The sequence below is a fragment of the Curtobacterium sp. A7_M15 genome (assembly GCF_030705415.1).
Taxonomy (GTDB): Bacteria; Actinomycetota; Actinomycetes; order Actinomycetales; family Microbacteriaceae; genus Curtobacterium.
The window spans coordinates 1-12,103 of the sequence record NZ_JAUZED010000107.1 but is presented as its reverse complement, the minus strand read 5'-3'; the positions used below and the strand labels follow the sequence as shown (position 1 = coordinate 12,103).

Annotated in this window: 11 protein-coding genes; 3 read left to right on the top strand and 8 right to left on the bottom strand. The window is 70.5% G+C overall.

Features of this window, described 5'->3' with window-relative positions; all coding sequences use genetic code 11:
* The 4 genes from Q7F20_RS15390 to Q7F20_RS15375 form a co-directional block, all read right to left on the bottom strand.
* Positions 1-2,244, bottom strand: a 2,244-nt coding sequence (locus Q7F20_RS15390; protein WP_305740946.1) for a glycoside hydrolase family 3 N-terminal domain-containing protein, incomplete at its 3' end; no start/stop codon positions are given.
* A 188-nt stretch (positions 2,245-2,432) separates the two neighbouring features.
* Positions 2,433-3,317, bottom strand: a complete 885-nt coding sequence (locus tag Q7F20_RS15385; RefSeq protein WP_305740945.1) for a carbohydrate ABC transporter permease — start codon at positions 3,315-3,317, stop codon at positions 2,433-2,435.
* Positions 3,314-4,330 (bottom strand): carbohydrate ABC transporter permease, encoded by a 1,017-nt coding sequence (locus Q7F20_RS15380; protein WP_305740944.1) that lies wholly within the window; start codon positions 4,328-4,330, stop codon positions 3,314-3,316. The genes Q7F20_RS15385 and Q7F20_RS15380 overlap by 4 nt, the downstream gene beginning before the upstream one ends.
* Before the next feature lie 3 nt (positions 4,331-4,333).
* Entirely contained in the window at positions 4,334-5,635 is a 1,302-nt protein-coding gene (locus Q7F20_RS15375; RefSeq protein WP_305740943.1) for an ABC transporter substrate-binding protein, read from the bottom strand.
* A 148-nt stretch (positions 5,636-5,783) separates the two neighbouring features.
* On the opposite strand from Q7F20_RS15375, the gene Q7F20_RS15370 reads away from it, so the two are divergent.
* Positions 5,784-6,818 carry a LacI family DNA-binding transcriptional regulator gene (locus tag Q7F20_RS15370; RefSeq protein WP_305740942.1) on the top strand — a complete coding sequence of 345 codons (1,035 nt, stop codon included), beginning with the start codon at positions 5,784-5,786 and terminating at the stop codon, positions 6,816-6,818.
* A gap of 28 nt (positions 6,819-6,846) precedes the next feature.
* On the opposite strand, the gene Q7F20_RS15365 is transcribed toward Q7F20_RS15370, so the two are convergent.
* The gene (locus tag Q7F20_RS15365) at positions 6,847-7,833 is read right to left on the bottom strand and encodes a helix-turn-helix domain-containing protein (RefSeq protein ID WP_305740941.1); all 987 of its coding nucleotides are present in this window, start codon (positions 7,831-7,833) and stop codon (positions 6,847-6,849) included.
* Between the two features lie 119 nt (positions 7,834-7,952).
* Between Q7F20_RS15365 and Q7F20_RS15360 the strand changes: the two genes are divergently transcribed.
* Both Q7F20_RS15360 and Q7F20_RS15355 read left to right on the top strand, forming a co-directional pair.
* Positions 7,953-8,399, top strand: a complete 447-nt coding sequence (locus Q7F20_RS15360) for a MarR family winged helix-turn-helix transcriptional regulator (protein ID WP_305740940.1) — start codon at positions 7,953-7,955, stop codon at positions 8,397-8,399.
* Positions 8,400-8,558: 159 nt separating this feature from the next.
* Positions 8,559-8,714: a hypothetical protein gene (locus Q7F20_RS15355; RefSeq protein WP_175350020.1), complete on the top strand. Its 156-nt coding sequence runs from the start codon at positions 8,559-8,561 to the stop codon at positions 8,712-8,714.
* A gap of 78 nt (positions 8,715-8,792) precedes the next feature.
* Here Q7F20_RS15355 and Q7F20_RS15350 read toward each other — a convergent pair whose 3' ends face one another.
* From Q7F20_RS15350 to Q7F20_RS15340, 3 genes are read right to left on the bottom strand one after another with little or no spacing between them, the layout of a single operon-like run.
* Positions 8,793-9,641 carry a carbohydrate ABC transporter permease gene (locus Q7F20_RS15350; RefSeq protein WP_305740939.1) on the bottom strand — a complete coding sequence of 283 codons (849 nt, stop codon included), beginning with the start codon at positions 9,639-9,641 and terminating at the stop codon, positions 8,793-8,795.
* Positions 9,641-10,609 carry a carbohydrate ABC transporter permease gene (locus tag Q7F20_RS15345; protein ID WP_305740938.1) on the bottom strand — a complete coding sequence of 323 codons (969 nt, stop codon included), beginning with the start codon at positions 10,607-10,609 and terminating at the stop codon, positions 9,641-9,643. Before Q7F20_RS15345 ends, Q7F20_RS15350 begins: the two co-directional genes overlap by 1 nt.
* Entirely contained in the window at positions 10,606-11,925 is a 1,320-nt protein-coding gene (locus Q7F20_RS15340; RefSeq protein ID WP_305740937.1) for an ABC transporter substrate-binding protein, read from the bottom strand. Before Q7F20_RS15340 ends, Q7F20_RS15345 begins: the two co-directional genes overlap by 4 nt.
* Positions 11,926-12,103 lie beyond the last annotated feature (178 nt).

The window sequence follows — 12,103 nt, the reverse complement described above, 5'->3', positions numbered from 1 at the left end:
CGCCGTGGCGGTGCCGGGCACCGGCGCGGGGGCGGTGCCGCCCACCGCGACGATCCCGCCCGCGCGCACCCCACCGGTCGGCCCGGAGGCCGCGGCGTGGGAGGCGACCCACACCTCGACGTCCCCGGGCTCGACCACCTTCCGCAGGTCGCGGCCGGTGAAGGCGAACCGCTGGACGGGCACCCTGAACCGCAGGCGAGCGGACTCACCCGGACCCAGCGAGACCCGGGCGTACCCGAGCAGCTGGGCGACCGGACGGGTCACACTCGCCTGTACGTCGTGCCCGTACAGCTGCACCACGTCCTCGCCGGCACGCTCACCGGTGTTCCGCACGGTCACCCACGTGTCGAACTCCCCCGCGCTGGACACGGTCGGGTCGACGACGAGGTCCTCGTACACGAAGGACGTGTACGCGAGCCCGAACCCGAACGGTCGCACCGGCGTCGAGTCGGTCGCGGTCACGTCGGACGGCCCGCCCAGACGGGGGTGCAGGTACGTGTACGGCTGCGCCCCGGCGGCCCGCGGCAGCGAGACCGGCAGGCGTCCGGACGGCGCGGTCGCCCCGGTGAGGAGGTCCGCGATCGCGAGACCGCCTCCCTCCCCGGGGAAGAACGCCTGCACCACCGCGGCCGGGCGGGGAGCGTCGCCGTCGAGCGCCCACCCGATCGCGTACGGTCGCCCGGTCAGGAGCACGACGACGGTCGGCGTGCCCGTGGCCACCACGGCCTCGACGAGCTCGCGCTGGACGCCGGGCAGGTCGAGGGACTCGGTGTCGTTGCCCTCGCCGACGGTGCCGCGGCCGAACAACCCCGCCTGGTCGCCGACGACGACCACCGCCACGTCGGACCGCTCCGCGACCGCGACGGCGTCGTCGAACCCGGAGCGGTCCGTGCCGGTGACGGCGCAGCCTGCTGCGAACCGCACGGCACCGGGACGGAGGGTGTCCGTCAGCGCCTCGCGCACCGTCGGGATGGCGAAGCCGAGCGGCAGGTCGGGGTGCGCGGCAAGCACGTGGTTGGCGAAGGAGTAGCAGCCCTGCAGGGCCTCGGCGCGATCGGCGTTCGGACCGATCAGCGCCACCGACGCACCAGGGGTGAGCGGCAGGACCGGGGCCGCGGGTCCGTTCGACAGCAGCACGAGCGACCGCGCGGCGAGCTCCCGCGCGAGCGTCCGGTGTCGCGGGGTGTCGAGGTCGATCCCGGTCGGGGGGTCGTCCTCGAACGCGTCCGGGTCGAGCAGTCCGAGCCGCTCCTTCTGCCGGAGCACCCGGAGCACCGCGCGGTCGACGAGCGCCTCGTCGACCTCGCCGGCACGCACGCGGTCGACGAGCGGTCCGAGGTAGGCGTCCCCGGTCGGCAGCTCGACGTCGATCCCCGCGGCGAGGGCGAGCGCGGCCGCTTCGCCACGGTCGGCGGCGATGCCGTGCATGACCTCGAGGAACGCGACCGAGAAGTAGTCGGCGACCACGGTGCCGTCGAAGCCGAGTCGGTCGCGGAGCAGGTCGGTGAGCAGTTCGCCGTTCGCCGCGACCGGCACGCCGTCGACCTCGGCGTACGAGTTCATGACGCTCCGGGCCCCGCCGTCGCGCAGCGCCATCTCGAACGGCGGCAGGAAGACGTCCGCGACCTCGCGCGGCCCCGCGTGCACGGGAGCGTGGTTCCGCCCCGCCTGCGACGCGGAGTACCCGAGGAAGTGCTTGAGCGTCGCGTCGACCCCGGCGCGCTGCAGCCCGCGGACGTAGGCGGTGCCGATCGTCCCGACGAGGTACGGGTCCTCGCCGATGCACTCGTCGACCCGCCCCCACCGCGGGTCGCGGACGACGTCGAGCACCGGCGCGAGGCCCTGGTGCACGCCGAGCTGTCGCATGGAGTCGCCGATCGCCTCGCCCACCTGCTCGACGAGGTCCGGGTCGAACGCCGCGCCCCACGCCAGCGGCGTCGGGAACGTGGCCGCCTTCCACGCGGCGAGCCCGGTGAGGCACTCCTCGTGCACGAGCGCCGGGATCCCGAGCCGCGTCTCGCGCTTCAGGCGGCGCTGCTCGGCCCACAACCAGGCCGCCCGCTCGTCGGGTTCGACGGGCCGGGTCCCGTAGACGCGGGTGAACTGCCCGATGCCGTGCCGGGTGATCCCGTCCAGCGTGACACCGTCCTGTGCCGCCGCCATCTCGCCCTGCATGGGCGCGACGACACCGTTCTGGTCGAGCCAGTAGCCGACGAGCTGCGCGGTCTTCTCCTCGAGCGTCATCGCGGCGAGCAGGGTGGTCGCCCGGTCGGCGGCGGCCCCGTCCGCCAGGTCGGTGCGTTCGGACTGGAGGCGCGGTGCGGGGCCGCCACGTGCCTCCCGTCCGTCACCGGTCGCGCTGGTGACGTGCTCCTGCGACGCGGGGCGCGCCTCCTGGCCGTCCGTGGTCTCGGCCGTCGGGCCGAGCGTGCTCACCCCTTCACCGCCCCGGTCAGACCGCCGACGATGCGCTTCTGGAAGATCGCGAAGAACACGAGCGCCGGGATCATCGAGAGCGACGTGAACGCGAGCACCCGGGCGGTGTCGACCGAGTACTGCGACGCGAACGCCTGGACCCCGAGCGGCAGCGTGTAGGTCGAGGCGTCGTTCAGGATGAACAGGGGCAGGAGGTAGCTGTTCCAGCTGCCGATGAACGCGAGGATGCCGACGGTCACGACGCCGGGGAGCGACAGCGGGACGACCATCCGGAAGAAGAACCCGAGCTTGCTCGCGCCGTCGATGGCGGCGGCCTCCTCGAGCTCGTCCGGGATCGCCCGGAGGAACGGCACGAGGATGATGACCGTCGTCGGCAGGGCGAACGCGATCTGCGGGAGGATCACGCCGGCGAGGTTGTTCGTCAGGCCGAGGTCCTTCACGAGGATGTACAGCGGCGTGATGGCGACCGTGATCGGGAACATCAGGCCCGCCGCGAACAGCGAGTAGAGCGCGCCGCTCCCCCGGAACCGGTACCGGGCGAGCACGAAGCTCACCATGAGCCCGAGCACGACGACGCCGAGCGTGGTGGCGACGCCGGCGATCACCGAGTTGCCGAGCTGCTGCCAGAAGACGCCGCTCGTCAGGACGTTGACGTAGTTGCCGATCTGCCACGGGTTCGGCAGGCCGGCCGGGCTCGCGGTGATCTGCGAGTTCGTGCGGAAGCCGCCGAGCACGATGTACGCGACCGGGCCGATGCACACGGCGATGAACAGCAGTGCGATGAAGTAGGTGCCGAGGTTGCGCTCCCGACGGACCGGGCCGTCGTTCGGGCGCTTCCCGCCGCGGCGCTTCGGCGCGACGATGGAGGCGGTGGCGGTCATCGGTCGCTCTTCTCGGTCAGGGCGCCAGCGGTGTCACGGCGCAGGACGAACCGCTGGTAGACGAGGGCGACGACCAGCGAGATGAGGAAGATCACCACGGCGACGGCGTTGCCGTAGCCGTAGTTGCCGGACAGTCGACCGTTGCCGACCATGTAGGTCGCCATCGTCGAGGTGCCGGCGGTCGAGGCGATGTACTGCCCCCAGATGATGTAGACGAGGTCGAACAGCTGGAGCGACCCGATGATCGACAGGAACGCCCAGATGCGCAGGGTCGGGCCGAGGAGCGGCAGCGTGATGCGCCGCTGGATCTGCCAGTAGCTCGCGCCGTCGAGCTGCGCGGCCTCGAACAGTTCCTCGGGGATGCTCTGCAGGCCGGCGAGGAAGAGGATCACCGCGAAGCCGATGTACTTCCACGAGATGATCCCGAGCAGGGTCCAGAGCGCGATGTCGGGGTTCGACAGCCAGTCGTTCCGCAGGCCGCCCAGGCCGACGCTCTGCAGCAGGTCGTTCAGCGCGCCGCTCGACTGGAGCATGAGGCTCCACCCGGTTCCGACGATGACCTCGGAGATGACGTACGGCAGGAAGATGAGGACGCGGATGAGGCCGCGACCCCGGATGCGCTGGTTGAGCAGCAGCGCGAGCACGATCGCGATCGGTCCCTGCACGACGAGCGAGCCGACGACGATGAAGAGGTTGTGCCAGAGCACCGCCCGGAAGTCCGGGTCGGTGAAGATCACGGTGTAGTTCTGCAGGCCGACGAAGTCGACCGGGGCGCCGTAGCCCTGCCACTTGTAGAAGCCGTAGTAGGCGGCCAGTGCGACGGGCAGGATGACGAACCCGACGAACATGATGACCGCCGGGCCGGCGAGGACGGCGATCTCGACGCGGGTGCGGACGTCGGTGCCCTTGCGGACCCGGCGGGCCGGGGCCGACGGCGAACCGTCGGCCCCGCCCGTGCGACGCCCCGTCCCGGCCCGTGCTTCGTTCGAGCGCGGTGCGACGGAGGTGGTCATGTGTCAGCCCTTCGCTGCGGCCTGGTTGACGGTCGACACGATGTCCGAGACGGACCCCTTGCCGGCGAGCAGGTTGACGACGCTGGTGTTGAGCGCGTTGCCGACGTTCTGGCCGTAGAGGGTGTCGAGGTAGTTCGAGACGAACGGGGCGTCGTTGTACGCCTTGAGCACCGTGGTCAGGTACGGCTCGGTGACGACCGACTGCGCGTCCTTGTTCGCCGGGATGGAGTTGAACGCCTTGTAGTAGTTCTCCTGCACGTCCTTCGTGGTGACGAAGTTGAGGAAGTCGGTGCAGGCCTTCTTCGGGGCCTTCGCCGAGCAGGAGAGGCCACCGACCGCGCCCATCATCGATCCCGGGGCGCCCTTGCCGCCGGGGACCTCCGGGAACGGGAAGAAGCCGAGGTCGGACAGCGGCTTGCCGTCCGGGGTGAGGGAGGAGATCACGCCCGGGTCCCAGGCGCCCATGAGTTCCATCGCTGCCTTGTGGTTCGCCACGAGACCGGCGGAGCTGCCCGCGCCCTGCTGGGCCGAGGTGGTCAGGAAGCCGTCGTTGAAGGGCTTCGTGTCGAAGAAGGCCTTGGTGTCCTCACCGGCCTGCTTCCAGCACTTGTTGTCGAACTTCAGGTCCTGCGCGGTCTTGTTGAGCACGTTCGAGGAGCAGGCCCGCAGCGCGAAGTTGTAGTACCAGTGCGCCGCCGGCCAGGCGTCCTTCGCACCGACGGCCACGGGCTGGATGCCCTTGTCCTTGAGCTTCTGGATGTCGGCGTTCAGTTCGTCCATCGTGGTCGGCGTGCCCTCGATGCCGGCCTCCTTGAAGAGGTCCTGGCTGTACCAGATGCCCTCGGGATCGACGTTCGTCGGCATCGCCCAGGTCTTGCCGTTCAGCTCGAATGCCTTGAACGAGCCGTCGCTGATCCCGCTCTTCGCACCGGAGCCGATGGAGTCGGAGATGTCCAGGAGCTGGCCGGCGTTGACCATCGCGGCCATCTTGCCGCCACCGCGCTGCGAGAAGACGTCCGGGGCGGAGTTCGAGTTGAGCGCCGTCTGGAGCTTGCCGTCCAGGTCCTCGTTCTGGATCGCCTGGATCTTGATCGTGACGTTCGGGTTCTTCGCCTCGAACGCCTTGACCGTGTCCTGCCAGAAGGCCTTGCCCGGTCCGGTGGTCGAGTTGTTCCAGAAGGTCATCGAGACCTTCCCGTCGCCGCCGTCGCCGGCGGCGTCGCTGCCGGCCGAGCAGCCTGCGGCCACCAGCGCTGTCGCCCCGATCAGCGCGATGGCTGCCGTGGCACGGATCTTCCTCGTCATCGTGGATCTCCTGAAGTGTCGTCGTTGACAATCAGCGACATCGACTGCCGCTGCGGAGAGCGTGCCAGCAGCCGGCACGCCGTGTCAATCGTTATCGATAACGTTTTCTTTACCAATTGGCGTGCCGTCGCAGCGGTACGGTGTGCACATGGACACGGCTCTCGGCGCGCGTCCCGGAGCCGGCCGGGTCACCATCGCGGACGTCGCACGCGCCGCGGGGGTCTCGATCCCGACCGTGTCGAAGGTGATCAACCAGCGCGACGGTGTCGCCGCGTCGACGATCGTGCGCGTGCAGGAGGTGGTCGAGCAGCTCGGCTACGAGACCTCGCTCGTCGCGCGCAGCCTCCGCAGTTCGCGGACGAACGTCATCGGCATCCTCGTCACCGAGTTCGAGCCGTTCTCGACCGAACTCCTGCGCGGGGTGTCCGGCGCCACCACCGGCACCGGCTACGAACTGCTCGCCTACGCGGGGCTCGTGACCGGTGCCGAGCAGAAGGGCTGGGAACGTCGGTCGCTCTCACGCCTGTCGGGCACGCTCATCGACGGCGCGATCGTCGTGACGCCGAGCACCGCGCTCTCCAGCTCGTCGATCCCGGTCGTCGCCATCGACCCGCACACCGGCCCCGAGGGGCACGCCACCGTCGACTCGGACAACGAGGCCGGGGCCGTCCAGGCCGTCGAGCACCTCGTCGCGCTCGGGCACACCCGGATCGCGCACCTCCGGGGCCGCCCGGACCTGGCGTCGGCGCAGCTGCGCGAGGCCGGGTACCGACGAGCGCTCGCGGCCGCGGGGTTGTCGGTGGACGAGTCACTCGTCCGCGACGGCGGCTACCAGGAGGACCGCTCGGCCGAGGTCGCACTCGACCTGCTCGCGGGGACGGACCGTCCGACTGCGGTGTTCGCGGCCAACGACTCGTCGGCGGTGGGTGTGCTCCGCGCCGCGGCCGAGCTCGGGCTCCACGTGCCCGAGGACCTGTCGGTGGTCGGGTTCGACGACGTGCCCCAGGCCGCGACCACGACGCCGCCACTGACCACCGTCGCACAACCCCTCGTGGAACTCGGCTCGAGCGCCGTCGAGATGCTCCTCACGATGCTCCGGGGCGAGCCCACGTCGGACCACGTCCGGCTGCCGACGACACTGCGCGTGCGCCGGAGCACCGGACCGGCCCCCGCGGGGCGCTGACCGTCCGGCGCCGCGCCGCGTCGCGCGGTCAGCGCCGCAGCGTCTGCTTGGGGTACTCGCCGAAGCGCTCCGCGTAGGACGCCGAGAACCGTCCGAGGTGCGCGAACCCCCACCGGCGGGCGATGTCCCCGACCGCACCGGCGTGCGGATCGGCCTCGAGCAGCTCGTGCCGCACGCGGTCGAGCCGGACCTGCCGCAGGTAGGTCAGCGGCGACACGTCGAACACCCGCCGGAACGACTCCTGCACCGAGCGCACGCTCAACCCGGAAGCCGCCGACAGGTCACCGATCGTGACGGGCTCGGCGGCGTGGTCGTGCACGTACTCGACAGCAGCCCGGAGTCGGGCGTTGCGCGGTTGCCCGAGCACCCCGGGCAGGTCGTCGAGCCGCGGCGGGAACAGGTCGAGGAAGACCTCGGCGGCGGTGACCTTGGCGGCCTGCCAGGCGACGGAGTCCGCGCCCCCGACTCGGAGCGACCGCGAGAGCCCCGTCAACGCCGCCTGCCAGCGCCGTGCCGCGTCGGCCTCGGGCTGGTGCCGGTCGTCGAAGCGCAGGGCGTGGTCACCCACGTCGAGGCGCGTCGCGGCGACCCGGTGGACGAAGGCGCGGTCGAGGTGCACGAGCCGGAGGTCGTAGTCGGCGGTGCGGAAGACGTACTCGTGGTCGGGCGGGAGCAGCGCCGGCGCGTCGATCGGCAGCACGGACCGCTCGCCGAGCCGCTCGACCTCCACCATCCCGGCGCTGATCCAGGTCACGACGTAGTCGCCGCCGGCCGGCACGACCCCGGAGACGGACCCGCGCAGCTGGGCGCGGCGGATGGTCACCTCGGCGTCGCCGATGGCCGTGTACCGGTAGTCGAAGGGCGCATCGGTCGTCCGCGCGACCCACTGCTCGCCGCCGTAGACCGCCCGGAGGTCGCGCACGGCGTCGTCGGGGTGACGCCCGGCGACCTCGAACCGCACGGTCGGCGGCGTCGCGGGGAACTCGGCGCACTCGTCGATCAGTGGGTCGGCCACGTGCTCTCCCACGACTGGGTTGTCCGGTTAGCGCGGGCAGCCTCGTTTTCCGGATAGGCTCTTCCGGTGACCGCGGCGTACCGTGTCACGGAACCGATCCGCACCGAGGGGGCGACCACGTGAGTGAGATCGACCTGATGGCTGCCGTGACGCGTCTCGAAGCCGCGATGGGAGCCCTGCGCGGACGGCTGCGCGAGCGGCTGGCCGTGTCCGGTTCGGATCTGACGGTGCTGCAGTTCGTCGCACGCGCCGAGGCAGCGGAACGGACCGTGCGCGTCAAGGACCTCGCCTCGCACCTCGGCATGAGCGGGCCGGCGGTCACCGGGACCGTCGACCGCCTCGAACGAGCCGGTCACCTCTGCCGTGTCCCGAACCCCGACGACGGACGCAGTCGGTTCATCGAACTCACCCCCGAGACCGAGCGCGCCTACGCGTCGGCGATGGACAGCACGAACGAGCATCTGCACGAGCTGTTGTCCTCCTTCACGGACCGTGAGCGGGCGAAGTACGTCCGGGTGATCGACAGGGTCATCGAGGCGCTCGAGTTCGGCGCCCCCACTCCTTGACGGCAGAGTACGGGCGCTCGCGAGGGCACCTCGAACGTTTGTCCATCAAGCGCAGTTAGGTAACTTCCCGACCTATCTTCCCGGACGTGGGTGCGCCGCTTCCGTACCGTGACCAGGGGATGCCCCCGATCGGGGGTACGAGGACGACGGGAGGAAACCATGGGCAACTACGAGTCCCAACAGGGCGTCGATCCGGTGCGCATCGAGACGTTCCGTCGCATGCGCAAGCGGTGGAAGTACGGCGAGCTGCAGGACGGGGCCGGTCTCTACGAGGACTTCTTCACGGACACCGCCCGCGACCCGCGTCGCCGCTGACGTCGGATCACCCGAGCGCGGAACGACGGGAGGCGCGTGGCGGGTCCGCCACGCGCCTCCCGTCGTGCCCGGGCCGGTTCAGCCCTTCACGGCCCCCGACGTCAGACCGGAGACGATCGACCGCCGGAACACCAGCACCAGGATGACGATCGGCACCGTCGCCGCCACGCTCGCCGCGAAGATCTGGGCGAACGGCACGGTGAACTGCGTCCCGAACAGGGCGATCCCGACGGGGATGGTCCGGAACGAGTTCTCGCTGTTGAAGGTCAGCGCCATGAGGAACTCGCTCCACGACGCGGTGAAGGTGAACACCCCGACCGTGAACAGCCCGGGCTTCGCCATCGGCAGGATCACGCTGAGCACCGTGCGCCAGGCGCCGGCGCCGTCGATCTCGGAGGCCTCCTCGATCGTGGACGGGATGCCCTGCAGGTAGTTCCGCATGATCCAGATGGCGAACGGCAGGTTGAAGGCGACGTACGGCACGATCAGCCCGGGGTACGAGTTGAGCAGGCCGAGGTTCCGCTCGAGCAGGTACAGCGGCGTGAGGACGGCGATCGCCGGGAACACCGAGAGCATCAGCAGCGACGTCATGATCGCGGTGCGGCCCCTGATCCACCGTCCGGCGAGTGCGTAGCCGGCGAGGAACGACAGCGCGAGGACGATCACGGTCGTCGACACCGAGACGATGACGCTGTTCACCATGTACTGCCCGAGGGCGTTGTCGCGGAAGGCCACCACGAAGTTGTCGAACGTGATCGCCTGCGGGAACGCGGTCGGCGGGTTCCGGGAGATCTCGGACGCGGGCTTGAGCGCGGTCGTGACGAGCCAGTAGAGCGGCAACGCGGTGAGCACCGCGATGACGACACCGCTGACGTTGACCGTGTTGACCCACTTGCGCCAGCCCTTGCGGACACGTGTGCGGGGCATCAGTCCCCTCCCTTCGCCTGGTTCCGGAACGCCCGGAGGAACAGCAGACAGCCCGCGGCGACGATGACCGCGGTACTCGTGGCGATCGCGGCGCCGGGTCCGATGTTGATGTCCTGGAAGAGCACCTTGTAGCCCATGATCGCGAGGGACTGCGTGGCGGTGCCCGGTCCGCCGTTCGTCAGCACGAAGGGCAGGTCGAAGACGCCGAACGCCTGCAGGATGCGGAAGAGCACGGCGATCGTCAGCGTCGGGGTGAGCTGCGGGAGCACCACCCGCCAGAACGTCTGCCAGGTGCTCGCGCCGTCGAGCTCGGCGGCCTCGTAGTGGTCCTCGGAGATCTGCACGAGCCCGGCGAGCAGGATGATCGCCACGAACGGCGTCGTCTTCCAGATGTCCGCGACCATCAGCCCGGTGATCGCCGGGACCGGCTCGCCGAGGATCACCGGGGCGTCGCCGAAGAGCCCGAAGAACCAGGTCGCGACCCCGTACGTCGAGTCGTAGACGTACTTCCACAGCTGCGCGTTCACGATCGTGACGAGCGACCACGGGATGAGCATGAGCGCGAGCATCCAGCCCCGGGTGGCCCCGAGCCGCTCGAGCACGAGTGCCACCAGCATGCCGAGCACGAGCTCGACGAACACCGTCACGACCGTGTACAGCACCGTGAACCCGAGCGCGCGGTACCAGTCCGCGCTCTGCAGCAGGGCCGCGTAGTTGCCGAGGCCGAACGACTGGATCGAGAAGCCCTCGTAGCCGACCTCGACGTCCGCGAAGCTCAGGACGATCGAGTAGACCACCGGGAAGATCGTCACCGCCGCGACGACCAGGAGCGCCGGGGCCGCGAAGCCCCACGCGCCCCGCGCGCGGATGCGGTCGAGACGCGACCGCCCGGTCAGGCGAGGGGGCGGGTCCAGCCGACCCGCGCCTCCTGGACGGGTCGACGACCGCGTCGCGGTGCCCGCGCTCACAGCGCCTCACCCTTCAGGGCGAGCGCGATGGCCGACGCCATCGTCGTCGTGCCGCCGTCGACGGACGCCTGGCCGCCGAGGATGCTGTTGCCGTTCTGGTAGACGCCCTGCGAGACCTTCGGGTAGTACGCCGTCGACGTCGGACGGGGCACGAGCGTGATGCCGGCGGCGGTGTCGTACGTCGGGCGCTGCTGGCGCTTCGCGTCGTCGCTCGTGAGCGACTCGCTGCGGGCCGGCAGCACGCCGCCCTCGCGGGTGAGGAACTGCTGCGCCGTCTCGCTCGACATCCACTTCGCGAACGTCAGCGCCGCCGCGGGCTGCTGCGTGTGCGGGTTGATGTAGTTCCCCCACCCGCCGATGGTCGAGTGGTGTCCGTCCTGCCCGTCGAAGGTCGGCCGCGCCGCGAGTCCGACCTTGCCGGCCACCTGGCTGTCCGGCCCGTTCGCGATGCCCCACGCGTACGACCAGTTGCGCAGGAACGCCGCTCGACCGCCCGAGAACGCGTCGTTCGTGTCCTGCTCCTGGTAGGTCAGGGTGGCCCGCGGGCTCGCGCCGTCCGTGATGAGGGACCGCATGAACTCGAACGCGCGCTTCGTCTCCGAGCTCGTGGTCTCGGGTGCCGTCAGGTCGTCGTTGAGCAGCGAGCCGCCGGCGTCCGCGACGAACTCGGTCACGTTGCAGGTGAGGCCCTCGTACACGTCGCCCTGGAACGCGAACCCGTAGCTGACGTCCCCGGTGTCGACGAGCTTCGCCGCCGTCTCGCGGACCTCCTCCCACGACCCTGGGACCTGCAGGGAGTGCTTGGCGAGCAGGTCCTTCCGGTACAGGAAGAACGATTCGTCGATGTAGAGCGGGAACATGTAGTACGTCCCGTCGACGCTCGCGGCCTGCCGGAGCCCCTCGGGGAACTGGTCGAAGAAGTCCGCGCCGACGAGCTGGTTCACCGGGGTCGCGAGCTTGTTCTTCGCGAACTGCCCCGGCCACGCGACGTCACCGAGGTAGACGTCCGGCGTGCTGCTGCCCGCGGCGATCTGGGTCGTCAGACTGGTGCGGTTCGTGTCGGTGTCGCTCGGGGCGCTGACGATCCGGACCCGGATGTTCGGGTGCTCCTTCTGGAACTCCGCGATGAGTCGGCGCCGCAGGTCACCGCCGTCCTTCGAGGCCACCTGCCCCGCCCACCAGCTGATCGTGACGTCGCCCTCCGGAGGGTCGGTCGGCCAGTCCTGCACCGTGGTGCGCTCGGGCCGGGTGGAGCAGCCGGCGAGCAGCAGCACCCCCGCTCCCCCGAGCAGGAACATCCTGCGGTCGATCGCCATCACGTCCTCCTCGACGGGTGGTGGTGCTGCTGGTGGTCGTGCTGCTGAACCTGTACATCCACACAACCAGGCGGTCCCTGGGTGCGGGGTGGGTGCGGGGGCGGCGCGAGGGCGGGGGCGCCGAGTCTCGCCTGTGCGGACAGTTGCGCGGCGGCAGAGCCGCGAAACTGTCCGGCCA